The sequence below is a fragment of the Microbacterium galbum genome (assembly GCF_032464915.1).
Lineage (GTDB): Bacteria > Actinomycetota > Actinomycetes > Actinomycetales > Microbacteriaceae > Microbacterium > Microbacterium galbum.
In genome coordinates this window covers 1,633,420-1,652,848 of record NZ_JAWDIS010000001.1, presented here as the reverse complement: position 1 = coordinate 1,652,848, position 19,429 = coordinate 1,633,420, and the positions used below count along the sequence as shown (strand labels likewise).

The window sequence follows — 19,429 nt, the reverse complement described above, 5'->3', positions numbered from 1 at the left end:
GGTCCGATGGTCTCCGCGAGCCCCCACCTGCAGCCCGATCACGCGTGCCTCATCATGCACGGCAGCGACACCCCCGGCATCATCGCCGCGGTCTCGGCGCTCATCGCGCGTCAGGGCGGCAACATCGTCGCCTTCGACCAGTACTCCGACGACCCGCGCGGGGGCGCGTACTTCCAGCGCGTGGTCTTCCACCGCCCGAACCTGACCGTCGCGCTGCCCGAGATCGAGGCCGACATCGCCACCACCCTCGGCGAGGGCTTCGAGCTGGAGTGGACCCTCACCGACCTGTCCACGCCGAAGCGCATGGCCATCCTCGCCTCGAAGCAGGACCACTGCCTGCTCGACCTGCTCTGGCGTCACCGTCGCGGAGACCTGCCCGTGAGCATCCCGATGGTCGTGTCGAACCACACCACGGCCGCAGAAGACGTGCGCTCGTTCGGCGTGCCCTTCTTCCACGTCCCGTCGACGCCCGGGCCCGACAAGTCGGCATCCGAGGCGCGCATCCTCGAGCTGCTGGTCGGCAACGTCGACTTCGTCGTGCTCGCGCGCTACATGCAGATCCTCTCGCCCGACTTCCTCGAGAAGATCGGTGTGCCCGTCATCAACATCCACCACTCGTTCCTGCCGGCCTTCATCGGCGCCGAGCCGTACAAGAAGGCGAAGCAGCGCGGCGTCAAGCTCATCGGCGCGACCTCGCACTACGTCACGAGCGACCTCGACGAGGGCCCGATCATCGAGCAGGACACCGTGCGCGTCACGCACGCGGACTCCGCCGCGGAACTCGCGCGCCGGGGCGCCGACGTCGAGCGACAGGTGCTCTCGCGCGCCGTGCTGTGGCACGCGGAAGACCGCGTCATCCGGCACGGGAACCACACGATCGTCTTCTAGATCGCGGATGCCGAGCGCCCGGCCACCGCGCCCCGCTCGGCGCCCGTCCGCACGGCGGACCCGCGGCTCGACGCCCCCGCCGCGATGCGAGCAGCCCCCGGCCACGGCGAGACGGCATCCCGCTGACATCCCGGTTGCAGGGTGCACCGGCTCCGTCAGCCGGATGCCGTCTCGGTGGATGACAGATCAGCGGCCGGCCCCGGCCTCGTCGAACGCCGTCAGTCGGGATCGCTCGCGCGGCTGAGCGGGCCCGAACCGCCGCGCGGGGGCTGCTTGCGCTGACGCGCGAACTCGCCGCCCTGCCGTCCGCCGTACGGGCGACCGTGGTCGGCGAACTCGGCGCGGAAGTACGCCAGCCGCCAGTCGCCCAGCTCGATGCGCGCGCCGGTGCGCAGGATGCGCCCCCCGCCGTCGCGCCCGGGGCCCTGGTCGCGCGCCCCGCCTCCGCCGACGACGTCGAAGCCGTACAGCACGTACTCGTCATCGCCCTCGTGCCGGATCTCGGCGTGCACCGGAGCGAGCCCGGGCAGACGCAGGTCGGCCTCGTCGCCCGATCCGATGACGGTCTTGGTGGGCAGCAGGTCGAATTCGCGCGGCCGCGAGCCGTCCCACGACGAGTCACCCACCGCGAAGATGAGCCGCGGTCGCCCCGACCCCGGGGTGTAGTGGGTGGTGGTGACGCGGCGGCGCACGGTGCGGTTGACGGTGGGCACCAGCGGAAGCGGCGTCTCGGGGGGAACCGGGAACGTCAACGTCCGGTCCCCGTTGCGGCGGACGAGCAACGGCGCCACGGCCGCCACCGAGCCGAGCCGGATGTGCGTCGACCCGGTGATCACCCGCTGCAGCGCGCCGCTCTTGATGTCACCGAGCTGCAGGATGGGCCCGTCCGGCCCTTCGAGCTTCACGGAGATCCCCCGGGATGCCAGGGCGTCGGCGACCGTGGACAGCTCGGTGAGCGTCCGCCGGCCGTTTCCCGGCAGGCGCGAGGGGTCGTTCACGACGATGCGCACCTCGGTGCCGGAGGCCGTGACGGTTCCCTCGAACGGCGGGGAGTCGGCATCCCCCCTCTCCTGCTCGGAGAAGGCGAGGTCGATGTCGAGGCGCACCATGACGGCGCCGCCTCTCAGTTGCCGCGGTACGGGTCGGACCCGGCCGCGGTGTCGTCGCTCGTGGTGACGCGGAGGGTGCCGTTGAGCTTCCACGTCGCGCGGGGAGCGTCGGGGCCGATGTCACGCGGCACCTCGACGGTCATGTCGACGAAGGAGTAGTTCACGGCGGCGCCGCGGCCGGTGAGGTACGACCACATCTCGCGGCCGAGGTCGGTCCAATCGGTGATCGAGTGGCCCTCGGGGCCGGACGAGTCGGCGAACGGGTCGGTGGTGGCAGGAGTCTCGGACATGGCTTCGGTCCTTCCTTTCGTTTCGAGGCCACCAGCGTCCCAGCGGCTCGGACCGGTTGGGGAGGGATTGCGCGGACGCCGCGGTTGGGGCACCATTCCCCCGACCCCCAAAGACTCATTTGACGGTCGAGGCCGGCCGCGGCACGATGGCGGGATGTCGCGCCTCGAGGAACTCCGCGCCACCGCCCATCCGCTGCGGCTGCGCCTGCTGTCGCTGCTCACCGGAGCGGCGATGAGTGCGGCCGAAGCAGGGCGCGAACTGGGCGTGTCGCAAGCGTCGGCGAGCTACCATCTGCGCGTGCTGGAGCGGGCGCGCCTCGTCCGCGTGGTCGAGGTCGTGCGGCTGCGCGGCGGCGAGGCGAAGCGCTACCGCCACGAGTCGTCGTCACGGCGGTACGACCCCGATACGCCTCACGGCGAACGCTCCCCCGAGGGCGAGACGGAGTACCTCGAAGCGATCGTCGAGGAGCTGCGCCGCCGCGCCGCGCTGCGCGCGGACGGCCCCGCGATATCGACCGACGCCGAGCTGTGGGTGGACCCCGCCGTCTGGCGCCGGATCGTGCAGCACGTGGGCGAGGCGTCCGCGCTGCTGCACGCCGCCGCCCGTCCGCCGCGCACGCCGGGCACACGTCCGGTGTCGATGACCGCGGCGTTGTTCCCCGTGCGCGTCCCGACACCGCGCCCGGCGGCCGGTCACGGGAATCCCCGGTGAGCGGCCCCCTCGCCCTCGCGCCGTTCCGATGGCTGCTCGCCGCGCGCACCACGGCGATCGTGGGCAACGCCGTCGCGCCGCTCGCCCTGGCCTTCGCGGTGCTCGACCTCACCGGGTCGGCGGCGGATCTGGGGCTGGTGGTCGCCGCCCGCTCGATCGCCAACGTCGGGATGCTGCTGTTCGGCGGAGTGATCGCCGACCGTCTCCCCCGCGGCGCCGTTCTCGTGGGGTCGTCCGTCGCCGCTGCGCTGACCCAGGGGGCGATCGCCGCACTCGTGCTCACCGGGACCGCCGGCATCCCGCTGCTCGTCATCCTGAGCGTCGTCAACGGTGCCGTGGCCGCCGTGAGCCTCCCGGCCGCGGCGGCGCTCGTGCCCGACACGGTGCCCGCCCCGCTCCTGCGACCGGCCAACGCGCTGCTGCGGCTCGGGCTGAACGGCGGCAGCATCGTGGGCGCGTCGGTCGGCGCCGTGGTCGTCGCCGCCGTCGGACCGGGGTGGGGTCTCGCGATCGATGCGGCCGCCTTCGCCGTCGCCGCGATGCTCTTCTCACGCCTGCGACTGCCGTCGACGCCGGATGCCGCGCCCGGCGAGCCCGCCTCGGTCTGGAGCGACCTCCGCGAGGGCTGGCGCGAGTTCGCGGCGCGTCGATGGGTCTGGATCGTCGTGCTGCAGTTCGCCGTGCTGAACGCCGCCTTCGTCGGTGCGACCACGGTGCTCGGACCGCTCGTGGCCGACGAGAGCTTCGGGCGCGGCGCGTGGGGCCTGATCGTCGCCGCGCAGACGGCGGGGCTCGCGCTCGGTGCGGTCGTGGCGCTGCGCTGGCGGCCGCGACGCGCGCTCGGCATCGGCGTCGCGGCGATGGCCCTCGCGGCCCTGCCGGCCGCGGCCCTCGGGGCGGCGCCGGTCGTGCCGGTGCTCATCGCGGCCTTCGCGATCGGCGGGATCGCGATCGAGCTCTTCGCGATCGCGTGGGATCAGTCGCTGCAGACGCACATCCCCCGCGCGGCGCTGTCGCGCGTGTACTCCTACGACATGGTCGGATCGTTCGTCGCGGTCCCGGTCGGCGAGATCGTCGTCGGCCCCCTCGCCGAGCGGGTGGGGGCGGCCCCGGTGCTGCTGGGCTGCGCGGCGATCATCGTCGTGGCGACCTCGGCTGCGACGTGCTCGCGGAGCGTGTGGAGCATCCGCGCCGCCTGAGGCTCAGTACACGTACTCCATGAGCTCCACGCCCAGCACGCGGAAGGCGTCGTGGGCGCGCAGCCGGTGTGCGATCGACAGATCGTCGAAGTTCACGATCAGGGCGTACGAGACGCCCGCGCGCGGTCCGCCGAGCACTCCCGCCTCGGCGCGCACCCCGGGCGCGCGGCCGGTCTTGTTGACGAACAGCAGCCCGTGCTGATCGTTCTCGTGGGCGAAGGGATCGAGGCCGGTGGCGGATGCCACGAGCGAGAGATCGTGGTTGAGACTCAACCACTCCGCCACCTGGGCGCTGACCCCGGGCGAGACGATCGTCGAGTTCACCAGTCCCGCGAAGACCTGCGCCATCTCGCGGGCGGTCGACAGGGCCACGTGCGGAGCGTCGTCGGGACCCCGGTCGTCGCGGAACCGGTCGAGCAGCGCGGTGCGGCGAAGGCCCAGCTGCTCCAGGCGCGCGCGGACCGATTGAAGCCCCACCCGGTGCAGCAGGGCGTTCGCGGCGAGGGCGTCGCCCGTCGATGCCGCCAGCATCGCGAGATCGGTCAGGGGCAGTGCCGGAGCCTTGAGGTGCTGCCACGTGCCGCCGTTGACGGCGCCGGCGACCGCCGCGCGATCGACGATCTCGAGGGCGTCCAGGCGACCCGACTCGAACGACGCGGCCGTCTCGACGAGCAGAGGCACGACGCCGAGGCCGCCGACCGGCAGAGTGACGAAGTCGTCGCCCGAGAGCACGGCCGTTCCGCCGTCGAGATCGTCGATGCGCACCGACACCCTCGCCCCCGAGGCGGCGAGCTCGTCGAGCGCGCGCAGCGTCGCGGTGAAGGAGCGGCGGCCGGCCGCCGCCCGCCGGGGCAGTCGCTTCGGACCCTTGCGCCCCGCGCCGCGGAGGGCCGGGGCGTCGCGTCGCGACGACTCCACCGGCCCTCCGGCGGGCTCGGGCAGGGCGGGCTCGGGAAGCGGGGGCATGCCCACGAGCGTGGCTCCTTCCGGGTCAGCAGGACAACAAACGCCGTCTCACCAGATGGTGACGCGCTGGTCGGCGTCCAGCCAGAGAGCGTCGCCCTCGGTGACCTCGAACGCCTCGTAGAACGCGTCGATGTTACGCACGATCTGGTTGCAGCGGAACTCGTTCGGCGAGTGCGGATCGATCGTGAGAAGGCGGATGGTCTCGGCATCCCGACCCTTCTGCTGCCAGATCTGCGCCCAGCTCAGCAGCAGACGCTGGATGCCGGTGAACCCGTCGACGACGGGACCCTCGCCCTCCGCCTCACCCTGCTCCTCGAGGAACAGACGGTACGCGGCGATCGCGATGCCGAGCCCGCCCAGGTCGCCGATGTTCTCGCCGATGGTGAGGGCGCCGTTGACGTGGTGCTCCTCGCTCAGCCCCTGCGGCACGAGCGCCTCGTACTGGGCGATGAGGGCCTTCGTCCGCTCCTCGAACGCCGCACGGTCGGCATCCGTCCACCAGTCCCGCAGCGATCCGTCGCCGTCGAAGCGGCTGCCCTGGTCGTCGAAGCCGTGACCGATCTCGTGACCGATGACCGCGCCGATGCCGCCGTAGTTCGCCGCCGCATCGCGCTCGGCGTCGAAGAACGGGTACTGCAGGATCGCCGCGGGGAACACGATCTCGTTCATGAGCGGGTTGTAGTAGGCGTTGACCGTCTGCGGGGTCATGTACCACTCGTCGCGGTCGATCGGCTGGCCCACCTTGGCGAGCTGACGGTCGTGCTCCCACACGTGGGCGCGCCGCACGTTGCCGACCAGGTCGTCGGCGTCGATCTCGAGGTCGGAGTAGTCCTTCCAGCGAACCGGGTAGCCGATCTTGGGCGTGAAGGCGTCAAGCTTGGCCAGCGCCCGCTCGCGCGTCTCCTCGGTCATCCACTCGAGCGTGCGGATCGATCGGCGGTACGCCTCGATGAGGTGGGCGACGAGGCCGTCCATCGCCTCCTTCGCGGCGGGCGGGAAGTGCCGCTCGACGTAGACCTTGCCGATCGCCTCGCCCAGCGCCGCCTCGACGAGGCTCACGCCGCGCTTCCAGCGTTCGCGGTTCACGGGCACGCCCGTGAGCTGCGTGCCGTAGAACGCGAAGTTCTCGGCCACGAACTCGTCGGACAGGAACGCCGCCGCCGCGTGCACGATCTTGAAGCGCAGCCACGCCTTCCAGTCGTCGAGACGCTCGGCCACGAGCAGACCGCCGAGCGATTCGATGAAGCTCGGCTGGTACACGACGACCTCGGCGAGCGCGTCCTCGTGACCCGGGGCGACCCCCGCACGCCACGGCTCGAGGTCGACTCCGGCGAGGGCGAGCGTGTCGTCCCACGTCTTGAGGTTGTACGTCTTGACCGCGTCGCGGCTGTCTTCGCGCGACCAGTGATGCGCGGCCAGGTCGGCCTCGAGCGCGAACACGCGATCGGCGGATGCCGCGGCCTCGGCGACCCCGGCGAGCTCGAGCACGCGGGCGATGTGCGCCCGGTAGGCGGTGCGGGTCTCGTCGAAGTTGTCGAGCCGGTAATAGCTCTCGTCCGGCAGCGAGATGCCGCCCTGGTAGACCACCGGCACGTAGCGGGTGGGGTCGCCCGGATCGGGCTCGACGAACAGCGTCAGCAGGCCGCTGATGCCGTCGCGCTCGAGTTCGCCGATGAGCCGGAGCAGGGAGGGGATGTCGGTGACGGTGTCGACGGCCGCGAGCTGCGGGGCCAGCGGCTCGCCGCCGAGCGTGGTGATGCGCTCGGTGTCCATGAAGCTCGCGAAGAGGTCGCCGATCTTGCGGGCTTCGCTGCCCGGCTCGGCTTCCTGCGACTCCTGGACGATGGTGCGCACGTCCGCCTCGGCCTGCTCGGCGATGAGGTGGAACGAGCCCCAACGGGCCTTGTCGTCGGGGATCTCGGTGCGCTCCAGCCAGCGGCCGTTCACGTAGCGGAACAGGTCGTCCTGCGGGCGGATCTCGTCGCTGAGCTCGTCGAGCGCGAGACCGGAGCGGGGGGTGTCGGTCATGGAGACAGGATAAGTGCCCCGCATCCGTGCGGGCTCGGAATGCGGGGCGCGCCACGCGTGGACGCGGAACGCAAGCCGTCACCGTTCCGCGCATCGACCCGAGCGCCCCCGCGCCGGGCGGGCCCGCCCCGTCCCCCTCGCATCGCGCAACCTCCGCGATCGGCGCGACCTCAGCGCCCCCCCGGATCGGACGGAGGTTGCGCAGATCACTGACCCTGCGCCGCGCCCGGCTCGCGCCGCACGCGCGCAGGGCGCCGCGCGCCGAGCGACGTCGGAGGCCCGGCCTAGGCTCGGACCGTGACGACACCGCCGCCCGCGACGCTGAACCGCTCGATCCTGCGGCTCGCGGTGCCCGCGCTCGGCGCGTTGATCGCCGAGCCGCTCTTCTTGATCGTGGATGCCGCGATGGTGGGGCACCTCGGTGTCGCTCCCCTGGCGGGTCTCGGCATCGCGAGCGCCGTGCTGCAGACGATCGTCGGGCTCATGGTGTTCCTCGCCTATTCGACGACGCCCGCGGTCGCGCGGCGGTTCGGGGCGGGCGAGACGGGACGCGCGGTGTCCGTGGGCATCGACGGGATGTGGCTGGCTCTCGCGCTGGGCGGGGTGCTCGCCGCGGTCGGGTCGATCGTCACCCCGTCGGTCGTCGACCTCTTCGGCGCCGCCCCCGACGTGGCCGAGAACGCCCGCGTCTACCTCTCGATCTCGATGTGGGGCCTTCCGGCCATGCTGGTGGTGTTCGCGGCCACCGGGCTGCTGCGCGGGCTGCAAAACACGGTCACCCCGCTCTGGATCGCCGGGGTCGGCTTCGGGGCGAACGCCGCCCTCAACGCGGTGTTCATCTACGGCTTCGGATGGGGCATCGCGGGGTCAGCGATCGGCACGGTCGCCGCGCAGTGGGGCATGGTGGGCGCGTACGTCCTCGTCGTGCGCGCGCTCGCGCGTCGGCACGACGCCTCCGTCCGGCCGCAGCGCGAGGGATGGGGCGGGACCGCGCGATCCGGGGGGTGGCTGTTCCTGCGGACCCTCAGCCTGCGGGTGGCCTTCCTCGCCACCGTCGCGGTCGCCACCGGACTGGGGTCCGACGAACTGGCCGGGTGGCAGATCGCCTTCACCATCTTCTCGACGGCCGCCTTCGCCCTCGACGCGCTCGCGATCGCCGCGCAGGCCCTCATCGGCCACGCGCTGGGCGCCGACGAGACCGAGACGGTGCAGAGGGTCCTTCGACGCACGAGCGCCTGGGGCATCTGGTTCGGCGTCGGCGTGGGCGCCGTGCTCGCCGCGGCCTCGGGCGTGATCGGGCTCCTCTTCACCGGCGACGCCGAGATCGCCGCCCTCGTCCAACCCGCTCTGATCGTGCTGGCCGTGGCGCAGCCGCTCGCCGGCTTCGTCTTCGTGCTCGACGGCGTGCTGATCGGCGCGGGAGACGCCCGGTATCTGGCGCTCGCGGGCCTGCTCAACCTCGTCCCCTACGCGCCGGCTCTCGTCCTCGTCGCCCTGTTCGCCGGCGGGGGCCCCGCGGGACTCGCGTGGCTCGCCGCCGCGTTCTTCGGCGTCTACATGATCGCTCGCGCGCTCACCCTCGGCCTCCGCGTGCGCGGTCGGGCGTGGATGACCGCGGGCGGCTGACCCGCCACCGCGGGCGCCCCTTCCGAGCCGGGTGCCACAGGCCACCACGATGCGCCCTCCGCGGGCGTCACTCGTCGACGATCGCGGCGACCGCCTCGAGCTCGACGAGCTGATCGTCGTAGCCCAGCACGGTGACCCCCATCAGCGTGCTCGGCACATCGTGCGACCCGAACGCGTCGCGCACGACCTCCCACGCCGCCACGAGATCGTCCTGCCGAGCGGATGCCACGAGTACACGCGTGCTGATCACGTCGGTGAGCTGCGCCCCGGCGTCGGCGAGCGCGGTCTCGAGGTTCTCGACGCACCGGGCCGCCTGCGCGCGGACGTCGCCGACCCCGACCGTCGCGCCATCCGCGGCCAGGGGGCAGGAGCCGGCCAGGAAGATGAGACGAGCCTCGGCGGGAGCGGTCGCCGCGTAGGCGTATTCGGCGACGCCCGACAGCGACGCCGAACGGATGAGGGTGACGGCCTTCGGCATCCCCCCACCCTCGCACGCCCCTAGGCCCAGCGGCGGCACCACTCGTACATGATGACCGCGGCGGCGGAGGCCGCGTTGATCGACCGGGTCGAGCCGTACTGCGTGATCTCGACGACACCCGTCGCCGCTTCGATCGCCTCGGCCGAGAGCCCCGGCCCCTCCTGGCCGAACAGCAGCACGCACGCCTCCGGCAGGTCGGACCGATCGATCGGGACCGAACCGTCGACGTTGTCGACCGCGATCACCGGCAGGCCCGCCTCGCGCGCCCACGTGACGAACGCCGCGACGTCCTCGTGATGGCGCACGTGCTGGTACCGGTCGGTCACCATGGCGCCGCGGCGGTTCCATCGGCGCCTGCCGATGATGTGCACCTCGGCCGCGAGGAACGCGTTGGCGCTGCGCACGATGGTGCCGATGTTGAGGTCGTGCTGCCAGTTCTCGATCGCGACGTGGAAGGGATGCCGTTTGGCGTCCAGGTCCGCGACGATCGCGTCCATGCTCCAGTAGCGGTAGCCGTCGACGACGTTGCGGCGATCGCCGTCGGCGAGCAGCTCGGGGTCGTAGCGCGGATCGTCGGGCCACTCGTCGGGGCCGCCGGGCCACGGCCCGACCCCGTGCGTCGGAGTCTGTTCGCCCGGGGCGGGCGCCTCCGTGTCGTGCGTCGAGGTCGGCGCGTCCCGGGTCGGGACCCGCGGGTCGCGCGCCGGAGACGGCGCGTCCCCCTCCGGAAACCGGGGGTCGAGCGCCGGCGTCGGGTCGTCGGCATCCGTCACCGATCCAGGCTATCCGCGGTCGACGCCCCGCACGATTCGGCGGCCGAGAGCACACGAACGGTACGAGAGCACGCGCCGGCGCTGACGGTCGAACCGATGATCCCGCGCCGGTCGCGTGCTCCGGGGACGCGTCGAGGAGTTTTCGGGCGCCCGAAAAGTCAGTAAGGTTTCGGCATGCCGAAAACAGAGGATGCCGTGGTCCGCCGCCACGCTCCGGGGCGCGCCCTCTGGCTGCTCGGCCCGGCGATGGTCGCGGGAGTGGCGTACCTCGACCCCGGCAACGTCGCCAGCAACATGACCGCGGGCGCCGCCTTCGGCTACCTGCTCGTGTGGGTGGTGGTGCTCGGAAACGTCATGGCGTGGCTGATCCAGTACCTCTCCGCCAAGCTCGGCATCGTCACCGGCGAGAGCCTCCCGCAGATCCTCGGCCGCCGGATGCACCGCCCCTGGGGGCGGCGACTGTACTGGCTGCAGGCCGAGGCGGTGGCGATGGCCACCGACGTCGCCGAGGTCATCGGCGGGGCCGTGGCGCTGCACCTGCTGTTCGACATCCCCCTGGTGTGGGGAGGAGCGATCACCGGCGTGGTGTCGATGGGGCTGCTGCTCGTCCAGACGCGCCGCGGGGCGCGCGCCTTCGAGACCGTGCTCATCGGGATGCTCGTCATCATCGCCGTCGGCTTCTCGTTCGGCCTGCTGATCGCGCCTCCCGATGCGGCGGGGGTCGCCGCCGGTCTCGTGCCGCGCTTCGAGGGCACGAACTCGGTACTGCTGGCCGCCTCCATCCTCGGCGCCACGATCATGCCGCACGCCATCTACGCGCACTCGGCACTCGCCCGCGACCGCTTCGCCCCGGATGCCGCGACCTTCGCGCAGGTCGGGCACACGGCATCCGCGCTCTCGGCGGGAGCCGGCGCCGACGGCCCCCCGGCGACGGGGACGTCGGCCTCGCGCGCGGCGCTGGAGCACGCACGCGGCATCTCGACCCCGAGGCTGCTCCGGGCCACCCGGTGGGACGTCACGATCGCCCTCGCCGTCGCCGGCACGGTCAACCTCGCCATCCTGCTCCTGGCCGCCGCCAACCTGGCGGGCGTCGACGGCACCGACAGCCTCGAGGGCGCCTACGCGGCGCTCCGCGACGGGCTCGGCCCCCTGGTCGCGACGCTGTTCGCCGTCGGGCTGCTCGCGAGCGGCCTCGCCTCGACCTCGGTCGGCGCCTACGCCGGCGCCGAGATCATGCACGGACTGCTGCGGGCGCGCATCCCACTCGTCGTCCGGCGTCTCGTCACCCTCGTCCCCGCGCTGGCGATCCTCGCACTCGGCGTCGATCCCACCCTCGCCCTCGTGCTCAGCCAGGTGGTGCTGTCGTTCGGCATCCCGTTCGCCCTGGTGCCGCTGGTCGCCCTGACCGCGCGCTCCGACGTCCTGGGCCGGTACCGCAATCGCCGCGCGACCACGGTCGCCGGGGTGCTGGCATCCGGGTTCCTCATCACGCTCAACGTCGTCCTCCTGTGGCTCGTCTTCACCGGCGGATAGGCTGACGGCGTGGAATCGCCCGTGGCAGACGACTATCTCAAGGCGATCTACCACCACACCGAGTGGCAGGACTCCCCGATCACGCCCTCGCAGCTCGCCGGTGTGCTGAGCCTCGCCCCCTCGAGCGTCACCGAGATGGTGAAGAAGCTCGCCGCCCAGGGACTGGTCACCCACCGCCCGTACGGACCCGTGTCGCTCACCGCGGCCGGGCAGCGCCGCGCCGCCGGCGTGATCCGCCGCCACCGCCTCATCGAGACGTGGCTCGTGCGCGAGTTCGCCTACGCGTGGGATGAGGTGCACGACGAGGCCGAGGTGCTCGAGCACGCTCTCAGCGACCGGCTGCTCGAGGGCATCGACGAGCGCCTGGGGCGCCCCCGCTTCGACCCGCACGGAGACGCGATCCCGGATGCCGAGGGCGCGGTGCACCGCGAGCCCTTCATCCTGCTGGCGGAGGCGCCGGTGGGCCACGCGGGCCGGGTGCTGAGGGTGAGCGACCGGGATCCCGAGTTGCTGCGTGCGCTCGTCGATCGCGGGATCGACGTCGGTCACGAGCTCGAGGTCGTGTCCGAGGGCGTGGTGCGCGCGGACGGTGTGGAGATGTCGCTGCCGGCCGGAGCCGACGGGTCGGTCTGGCTCACTCGCTGACACCGCCGGTGGGGGAAGGCGCGGCCGCCGTCGGGGTGGCCCGGCTCACCTGCTGACGCGACCTGCCGCGGGCACTGACGCCGCGTCACCGCGGAACCATCGCCGGGCCCGCGCGGGCACCCACATACTGGCGATGACGGCCAGCGCGGCGACGAGGGCGACGACGAGGATCGGGTCGAGTTCGGTCAACGCCATCGCCGTCGCCTGCAGAGCGACCAGGACGCCGAGGTAGACCGTCAGCAGCGTGCGAGCAAGGGAACTGCCCCGCGAAAGCGCCGACCCACCGGCGATCGTGAGCAGTCCGAGCAGCACGGTCGCCGCGCCCACGAGCGAGACCGGCAGCACGAGATCGGGCGTCACGGCGTAGCGCGCCAACAGGACGACGATGCCCAGAGCGGTGTTGAGCAGTCCGCCGACGTAGACGAGCACGATGGCCGCCGTGACCACAGCGGGTCGGCGGCGCACCTCGTCGGCGACCCCGCCCGCACCAGCGGACACGTCGGCCAGGGAGCGTCGCACGAACCGTCGGTGCGCGAACCGCACTGCTTCGATCGCTCCGAGCGCGAGCACGACCACGAGTGTCACCAGGGTCGCACCGTCGTCGCCCGGATCCTGCAGTTGGAAGAACTCCCCTAACGGCGGCACGGTGAAGATCGCGGTGAGCGCGATGAACATTGCGCCGATCACCACCACCTTCACGCGCGTGACCGGACGCGACAGCACCGTGAGCACCCAGATCGCGACGATCGCGAGGATGATCGTCGCGCCCGTGCGCAACGGCGCCGTCCCCAGACCGATCTGCATCGCCACGCGCGTGTAGACGGTGAGGGAGACGGCGATGACGAGACCCGCGGGGATCGCGAAGCTGAGCGAGCGGCGGAGGAACCCCGGCACGTACCGCTGCGCGTTCGGCAGCAGCGCCAGGAAGAACGCCGGGATGCCGATGGTCAGACCATCGGTGATCGACAACTGCCGCGGCAGGAACGGGAACTCCATCACGAGGACGCCGAACAGCACCGCGAGCCCCGTCGCGTAGACGGTCTTGGTCAGGAACAGCATCGAGACGCGCTCGATGTTGGCGATCACCTGGCGCCCCTCCGCAACCACCGACGGCAGGTGCGAGAAGCGCCCGTCGAGGAGCACGAGGCGCGCCACGGCCTTCGTCGCCGCCGCACCGGAGTTCATCGCGATACCGATGTCGGCCGTCTTGATGGCGAGGGCGTCGTTGACGCCGTCGCCGGTCATGGCCACGACGTGCCCGCGCGCCTGCAGCGCAGTGACCATGCGCTTCTTCTGGTCGGGCGTGACACGGCCGAAGACGGTGTGCTGCTCGAGCACGGCGCTCAGCTCGTCGTCGTCGGCGGGCAACCGACGTGCGTCGTACCCCTCGTCGACGTCGAGGCCGACCTCTCGTGCGATGGCCGCCACCGTGCGGGGGTTGTCGCCCGAGATGACGCGCACGCCGACGCCCTGATCGCGGAAGTACGCCAGGGCCTCGGCGGCATCCGGACGCACCGCCTCGACGAAGGTCAGCACCGCGACGGCCGCGACACCCGCCGGCAACCGCTCCGCATCGACGTCGGCGTCGGTGAGCGGCGTGCCCGCATGCCCCAGCACGAGGGTGCGTCGACCCGACGAAGCCAGCCGCGTGACCGCGGCGCCCAGTTCGCCGCTCGCATCGGTCGCGGCATCGCCGAACACCATCTCGGGCGCGCCGAGCACCCAGGTGCCGTCGGCGCCGCCGTCGAACGACACCGCACTCCACTTTCGCGCCGATGAGAACGGGATCCGCCGGGCCGCCGTGAGCACCGCACCCACGGGGAACGGCTCGCGCAGGCACGTCGCCGTCGCGTTCGCGTCGGGGGCGGCCCCGTACCAGGCCAGCACGTCGGTCCAGCCGGTCGCCTCCGACAGGGCGACCGCGTCGTCGAAGCGGATCTCGCCCGCGGTGAGAGTGCCGGTCTTGTCGAGGCAGATCACGTCGACCCGGGCGAGCCCCTCGACCGCGGGCAGTTCGTTGACGAGCACCTTCTGCCCGGCGAGCCGCGCCGCACCGACCGCGAAGGCGATCGAGGTCATGAGCACGAGCCCGAGCGGGATCATGGCGGTGAGGGCGGCGATGGTGTTCACGACCGCCTGCGACCACGTGCCCTGCTGCCAGGCCTGCACCCAGCCGCCGGCCACCATCATCTGCGCGTTCAGGACCAGCAGTCCGATCGGCCCGATCCCCCAACCGACCCATCGCAGGACGCGGTCGATCGAGGTGCGCAGCTCGCTCGAGACGAGCTGGAAGCGCTTCGCCTCCGCGGCGAAGGTGTTCGCATACGACTCGGCGCCCACGCGGACGACGCGTGCCGCGCCTTCGCCGGCCACCACGATCGACCCCGACAGCACCTCGTCGTCGACGCGTTTGTCGACGGCATCCGACTCGCCGGTGAGCATCGACTCGTCGATCTGCAGGCCGCGGGACGCCACCACCACCGCGTCGGCGGCGATCTGATCGCCCGCGCGCAGCACGAGGACGTCGCCGCGCACCACCTCCGGCGGCGCGATCTCGGCCTCCGCGCCGTCGCGCCGGACCCGGGCGCGGGGCGCGTTCAGCAGGGCGAGGCGGTCGAGCGCGGCCTTGGCGCGGAACTCCTGCACGCATCCGATCACGGCGTTTGAGAGCGCAGCGACCCCGAACAGCGCGTCTTGCCAGCGGCCCAACAGCAGCAGCACGACGAAGCACGCCCCGACGATCCCGTTGAAGAGCGTGAAGACGTTGGCGCGCACGATGTTCCACGCGCTCCGGCTGGTGTCGGCCGTGAAGGCGTTGGTCTGCCCCGACGCCACCCGTTCGGCGACGTCGGCCGCGCTCAGTCCGGCGACGCCGAGGTCTGCGCGGTCGTCGCTCGTCGCCTGCTCCATGCGCTCACTGTAGAGCCCCCCCGCCGACACCGCGGGGGCCGGTTCAGGATGCCGCTCGCCGAGCCCTCTCGAACGGCCATCTCACGTGCGTGGCGGTCTCGCAGGCGCGCCACAGCTTGGTGCCCAGGTCTCCTCGCCGCGTGCCCCGGGCGGGAGTCGCCCGCCGCGGCGCGCCGCGCGCGATGAGCGCCGGGCCGTACATCGAGCCGCCCTCGGCGTGGGGATCGACGAGAGCACGCACGAGCGCCCACGCGCCCTGCTCCTTGGACTGGGTGATGGGCGCCTGCAGGTTGTCGACGAATCGCGTGAGACGGCTCGGCTCGTTCACGCCCCGCACCCCGCGCGTACGACCGCTCGTGGAGTAGCCCGGGTGCGCGACGAGGCTCTCGACCGGCACGCCGTGGGCCCGCAGCATCTTGTCGGCCTCGAGGGCGAGGGCGGTCGTCGCGGCCTTCGACTGCACGTAGGCCTTCCAGGGCGTGTAGCCCTCGCGCAGCTCGGGGTCGGTGGGCAGGTGCCGCCAGAGGGAGGTCGACATGCTCCCCACCCAGACCATCCGCCCGCGGGCGGTCGCGAGCGGTTTGAGGAGCTCGCCGGCCAGGGCGAAGTGGCCGAGCACGTTGGTCGCGAACACGAGTTCGTGTCCACCGACGGTCTCGCGCTGCTTCGGCGGATGGACCACGCCGGCGTTCAGCAGCAGCCCGTCGAGGCGCCCGCGCGCCCGCGCCGTCGCCGCGGCGGCACGCACCGACCCCATGTTGCTGGTGTCGAGCAGGAGCGTCTCGATCGCGGCATCCGGGGTCGAACGCTTCACCGCCGCCTTGGCGGCGGAGAGGCTGTGGGGGTTGCGCCCGGTCAGCAGCACGTGGGCACCCGCCGCGGCGAGCTGCTCGCACGCGAAGAACCCGAGACCGCGGGTCGCGCCGGTGACGAGATAGGAGCGTCCAGAGAGATCGGGAAGGTTCTCGGGGTCCCAGTCACGACGCGTCACCCTTCGACCCTAACGAGATCGGGCGCCCACGTCACGGGTCCATTCCGTTCGGGGAATATCGGCATCCCGGAACTTTTTTCAGAATCGACGTGACGAATCGTCCGCGGGCACCGTCTCCCTCGTGAGCACCCCGCTCCGTCGCGACGAACACCCCGCCGCCGACGCCGTCACATCGAGAAGGAGTCAGATCATGGGTCTGGACGACAAGATCAAGAACGCCGCTCAGGACATCGTGGGCAAGGCGAAGGAAGCCATCGGCAACGCGACCGACAACGACAAGCTCGCCGCCGAGGGCAAGGCCGACCAGGTCAAGGCGGATGCCAAGAAGGCCGGCGAGAACGTGAAGGACACCTTCAAGTAAATCGCCGCCACCGCGGGCGGGTCGCGATCCTCATGATCGCGCCCGCCCTCGTGCGTTCTGGAGGGCGCGTACGGGGCCGGGTCTAGGCTGGGCCGCATGCGGACCCGTGGCGACATCGAGTGCTGGCTCACCGACATGGACGGCGTGCTCGTCCATGAGAACACCCCCATCGCGGGCGCCTCGGAACTGCTCGCCCAGTGGCGGTCCGAGGGCACACCGTTCCTCGTGCTCACGAACAATTCCATCTTCACGCCGCGCGATCTGAGTGCCCGGCTGCGCGCATCCGGCCTTGAGGTGCCGGAATCGTCGATCTGGACCTCGGCCCTGGCCACCGCCGACTTCCTCCGGTCGCAGATGCCGGGCGGCTCCGCCTTCGTCATCGGCGAAGCGGGCCTCACCACCGCGCTCCACGAGGCGGGGTTCATCATGACCGAGACGACCCCCGACTACGTCGTGGTCGGGGAGACCCGCAACTACTCCTTCGAGGCCATCACCAAGGCCATCCGCTTCATCCGCGGCGGTGCGCGCTTCATCGCGACCAACCCGGATGCCACCGGCCCCTCGACCGAGGGCGTGCTCCCGGCGACCGGAGCGATCGCAGCCCTCATCACCAAGGCCACCGGCAAGGAGCCCTACATCGTGGGCAAACCGAACCCGATGATGTTCCGCTCGGCGCTCAACCGCATCGGCGCCCACAGTGAGAACACGGGCATGATCGGCGACCGCATGGACACCGACATCGTCGCCGGCATCGAGGCCGGGCTGCACACGGTGCTCGTGATGACCGGCATCAGCGACCAGCGCGAGATCGAGCGCTATCCCTTCCGTCCCGACGAGATCCTCGGCTCGGTGGCAGAGCTCGTGCGCGACGAGCCCCTCGAGACCGAACTGGCCGACGGGGAAGACGGGCTCGAAGCCGGGCTCTGACCCCGCCACCGAGAGGACGACGCATGGACGATCGCACGCTGTGGTTGATCACGGCCTTCTTCATCACCGCCGGCACGCTCGTGGCGTTCATCGTGCAGTGGCGGCGGTCACGGCGCGGGGGCGGACGCCGCGATCCGTTCGACGGGCCGGGAGACGGCGCACCCTGAGCACGGCTGTCGCACCGTTCGACGTGGCGAGGCGAGGGGCGGCATCCACCCCCCGGCCGTCACGACAACAGGGCACGTCACCGCGACAGGACGATTCGCGCGGAATCGGCCTGTTCTCGCCGCACCCGCCTGTTCTGGTGACGCGTCGCGCTTACTGCGGCGCCAGCCCCAGGTCGTCGAGATCGATGGATGCCAGCCACTGCAGGCCCTCCGCCTCGATCGCGGCCTGCGCGCCGGTCTTGCGGTCGACGATCACGGCGACGGCGACGACGTCGGCGCCCTCGCGGCGCAGCGCCTCGACGGCCTTGAGCGCCGACTGACCGGTCGTCGAGGTGTCTTCGACCACGACGACGCGCTTGCCCTTCACGTCGGCGCCCTCGATCTGACGACCCCGGCCGTGGTCCTTCGGCTCCTTGCGCACGACGAACGCGTCGAGCGGAGTACCGGCGTGCACGGACTCGTGCATGACGGCGTTGGCGATCGGGTCGGCGCCCAGCGTCAGACCGCCCACGGCGACGACGCCGTCGAGGTCCTTCACGAGGTCGAGCACGAGGCGCCCGATCGCGGGAGCCGCGCGGTGGTCGAGCGTGAGCTTGCGCATGTCGACGTAGTACGTCGCCTTCTTGCCGCTCGAGAGGGTGAAGTCGCCGTGGAACACCGCCTCGGCGTTGATGAGGCCGATGAGGGCCTGGCGGTCGGCTTCGAGCTCGGGCGTAGAGGCGGCGGTCACGGCGTCGAGTCTATTGCTCCGGCCCACCCGGGCCCGCTCGAGCCCGCCTGAGCACAACGGCGGGCCGGCGGCGGAACACGCCGCGGAACCCGCGCCCCGGCCGGCTTGTCGCACCTCCCTCCCGCCGTCGTGCACACCGACGGGCGGCGCCGGGCGCCGCGGAACGCCCAGGGGCGCCGCCGCGGACGGCGATGTCCGCGCCCGAAAGTAGGCTGGATGCCATGCGCCTGGCCACCTGGAACGTCAACTCCATCCGCGCTCGTGTGACCCGCACCGTCGAGTTCTGCGTGCGCGAGCACATCGACGTGCTGGCGATGCAGGAGATCAAGTGCAAGACGGAGCAGTTCCCGTATGCGGCCTTCGAAGAGGCCGGGTACCACGTCGCCGCTCACGGCCTGAACCAGTGGAACGGCGTCGCGATCGCGAGCCGCGAGCCGCTCGACGACGTCGAGATCGGCTTCCCCGGCATGCCCGGATTCGAGAAGGGCAAAGAGGGGCCCGACCTGCCCCAGGAGGCCCGCGCGATCGGGGCGACCGTGAACGGCGTGCGCGTGTGGAGTCTGTACGTGCCCAACGGGCGCGGGCTCGACGACCCCCACTACGTCTACAAGCTCGACTGGCTCGACAAGCTGCGCCAGTACACGGCCGACACTCTCGAGAAGAGCCCCGACCTGCCGCTCGCCCTGACCGGCGACTTCAACATCGCCCCCACCGATGACGACAACGGCGACCCCACCGTCGTGGAGGGCGCGACCACCCACGTGTCCCCTCCCGAGCGCGCCGCCTTCGCCGCCTTCGAGACCGCGGGGCTGACCGACGTCGTGCGCCCGCTCATCCCCACCGGCTACACCTACTGGGACTACAAGCAGTTGCGTTTCCCCCGCAACGAGGGTCTGCGCATCGACTTCATCCTCGGCTCCCAGGCGTTCGCCGATGCCGTCCACGGCGCCGAGATCCACCGTGACGAACGCAAGGGCGAAGTACCCAGCGACCACGTCCCCGTCGTCGCCGACCTCGACCTGTCGGATGCCGACGACGACGACGATCTGCCGATGATCTTCGGCTGATCGCCGGCGCCGTCCGCGCGCTTCCCCGC

The 19,429-nt window shown here is 71.8% G+C and carries 19 protein-coding genes; 10 read left to right on the top strand and 9 right to left on the bottom strand.

Annotated elements, in window-relative coordinates; translation table 11 throughout:
- The first annotated feature begins 6 nt into the window (after positions 1-6).
- Positions 7-888 carry a formyltetrahydrofolate deformylase gene (gene purU / locus RWH45_RS07790; protein WP_315994300.1) on the top strand — a complete coding sequence of 294 codons (882 nt, stop codon included), beginning with the start codon at positions 7-9 and terminating at the stop codon, positions 886-888.
- 218 nt (positions 889-1,106) lie between these two features.
- On the opposite strand, the gene RWH45_RS07785 is transcribed toward purU, so the two are convergent.
- Complete coding sequence (locus tag RWH45_RS07785) at positions 1,107-1,997, bottom strand: FHA domain-containing protein (RefSeq protein ID WP_315994299.1); 891 nt, start codon at positions 1,995-1,997, stop codon at positions 1,107-1,109.
- 14 nt (positions 1,998-2,011) lie between these two features.
- Positions 2,012-2,287 carry a hypothetical protein gene (locus RWH45_RS07780; RefSeq protein ID WP_315994298.1) on the bottom strand — a complete coding sequence of 92 codons (276 nt, stop codon included), beginning with the start codon at positions 2,285-2,287 and terminating at the stop codon, positions 2,012-2,014.
- 154 nt (positions 2,288-2,441) lie between these two features.
- Between RWH45_RS07780 and RWH45_RS07775 the strand changes: the two genes are divergently transcribed.
- Positions 2,442-2,999 (top strand): helix-turn-helix domain-containing protein, encoded by a 558-nt coding sequence (locus RWH45_RS07775; RefSeq protein ID WP_315994297.1) that lies wholly within the window; start codon positions 2,442-2,444, stop codon positions 2,997-2,999.
- Positions 2,996-4,198 carry an MFS transporter gene (locus RWH45_RS07770; protein ID WP_315994296.1) on the top strand — a complete coding sequence of 401 codons (1,203 nt, stop codon included), beginning with the start codon at positions 2,996-2,998 and terminating at the stop codon, positions 4,196-4,198. The genes RWH45_RS07775 and RWH45_RS07770 overlap by 4 nt, the downstream gene beginning before the upstream one ends.
- Before the next feature lie 3 nt (positions 4,199-4,201).
- On the opposite strand, the gene RWH45_RS07765 is transcribed toward RWH45_RS07770, so the two are convergent.
- Both RWH45_RS07765 and RWH45_RS07760 read right to left on the bottom strand, forming a co-directional pair.
- Positions 4,202-5,164 (bottom strand): serine hydrolase, encoded by a 963-nt coding sequence (locus RWH45_RS07765; RefSeq protein ID WP_437127328.1) that lies wholly within the window; start codon positions 5,162-5,164, stop codon positions 4,202-4,204.
- A gap of 48 nt (positions 5,165-5,212) precedes the next feature.
- Positions 5,213-7,192 (bottom strand): M13 family metallopeptidase, encoded by a 1,980-nt coding sequence (locus RWH45_RS07760; RefSeq protein WP_315994294.1) that lies wholly within the window; start codon positions 7,190-7,192, stop codon positions 5,213-5,215.
- Between the two features lie 297 nt (positions 7,193-7,489).
- Here RWH45_RS07760 and RWH45_RS07755 point away from each other — a divergent pair, with 297 nt between their 5' ends.
- The gene (locus RWH45_RS07755) at positions 7,490-8,818 is read left to right on the top strand and encodes an MATE family efflux transporter (protein ID WP_315994293.1); all 1,329 of its coding nucleotides are present in this window, start codon (positions 7,490-7,492) and stop codon (positions 8,816-8,818) included.
- 67 nt (positions 8,819-8,885) lie between these two features.
- On the opposite strand, the gene RWH45_RS07750 is transcribed toward RWH45_RS07755, so the two are convergent.
- Together RWH45_RS07750 and RWH45_RS07745 are read right to left on the bottom strand one after the other, a co-directional pair.
- Entirely contained in the window at positions 8,886-9,296 is a 411-nt protein-coding gene (locus tag RWH45_RS07750; RefSeq protein ID WP_315994292.1) for a RidA family protein, read from the bottom strand.
- 20 nt (positions 9,297-9,316) lie between these two features.
- Positions 9,317-10,069, bottom strand: a complete 753-nt coding sequence (locus RWH45_RS07745; protein ID WP_315994291.1) for a TrmH family RNA methyltransferase — start codon at positions 10,067-10,069, stop codon at positions 9,317-9,319.
- Between the two features lie 174 nt (positions 10,070-10,243).
- Here RWH45_RS07745 and RWH45_RS07740 point away from each other — a divergent pair, with 174 nt between their 5' ends.
- Positions 10,244-11,602: an Nramp family divalent metal transporter gene (locus RWH45_RS07740; protein ID WP_315994290.1), complete on the top strand. Its 1,359-nt coding sequence runs from the start codon at positions 10,244-10,246 to the stop codon at positions 11,600-11,602.
- 9 nt (positions 11,603-11,611) lie between these two features.
- The gene (locus RWH45_RS07735) at positions 11,612-12,247 is read left to right on the top strand and encodes a metal-dependent transcriptional regulator (protein ID WP_315994289.1); all 636 of its coding nucleotides are present in this window, start codon (positions 11,612-11,614) and stop codon (positions 12,245-12,247) included.
- Positions 12,248-12,292: 45 nt separating this feature from the next.
- Here RWH45_RS07735 and RWH45_RS07730 read toward each other — a convergent pair whose 3' ends face one another.
- Together RWH45_RS07730 and RWH45_RS07725 are read right to left on the bottom strand one after the other, a co-directional pair.
- The gene (locus RWH45_RS07730) at positions 12,293-15,157 is read right to left on the bottom strand and encodes an HAD-IC family P-type ATPase (protein WP_315994288.1); all 2,865 of its coding nucleotides are present in this window, start codon (positions 15,155-15,157) and stop codon (positions 12,293-12,295) included.
- A gap of 43 nt (positions 15,158-15,200) precedes the next feature.
- Entirely contained in the window at positions 15,201-16,148 is a 948-nt protein-coding gene (locus RWH45_RS07725) for an SDR family NAD(P)-dependent oxidoreductase (RefSeq protein WP_315994287.1), read from the bottom strand.
- 190 nt (positions 16,149-16,338) lie between these two features.
- Between RWH45_RS07725 and RWH45_RS07720 the strand changes: the two genes are divergently transcribed.
- The 3 genes from RWH45_RS07720 (at position 16,339) to RWH45_RS07710 (ending at position 17,603) form a co-directional block, all read left to right on the top strand.
- Positions 16,339-16,509 (top strand): CsbD family protein, encoded by a 171-nt coding sequence (locus tag RWH45_RS07720; RefSeq protein ID WP_055832729.1) that lies wholly within the window; start codon positions 16,339-16,341, stop codon positions 16,507-16,509.
- A 96-nt stretch (positions 16,510-16,605) separates the two neighbouring features.
- Positions 16,606-17,436, top strand: coding sequence for an HAD-IIA family hydrolase (locus tag RWH45_RS07715; protein WP_315994286.1), 831 nt, complete (start codon positions 16,606-16,608; stop codon positions 17,434-17,436).
- A 23-nt stretch (positions 17,437-17,459) separates the two neighbouring features.
- On the top strand, positions 17,460-17,603 hold the full coding sequence (locus RWH45_RS07710) for a hypothetical protein (RefSeq protein WP_315994285.1): 144 nt from the start codon (positions 17,460-17,462) through the stop codon (positions 17,601-17,603).
- A gap of 151 nt (positions 17,604-17,754) precedes the next feature.
- Here the strand turns inward: RWH45_RS07710 and pyrE are convergent, their stop codons facing one another.
- The gene (gene pyrE / locus RWH45_RS07705) at positions 17,755-18,333 is read right to left on the bottom strand and encodes an orotate phosphoribosyltransferase (RefSeq protein WP_315994284.1); all 579 of its coding nucleotides are present in this window, start codon (positions 18,331-18,333) and stop codon (positions 17,755-17,757) included.
- Positions 18,334-18,554: 221 nt separating this feature from the next.
- Here pyrE and RWH45_RS07700 point away from each other — a divergent pair, with 221 nt between their 5' ends.
- On the top strand, positions 18,555-19,400 hold the full coding sequence (locus RWH45_RS07700) for an exodeoxyribonuclease III (protein ID WP_315994283.1): 846 nt from the start codon (positions 18,555-18,557) through the stop codon (positions 19,398-19,400).
- Positions 19,401-19,429 lie beyond the last annotated feature (29 nt).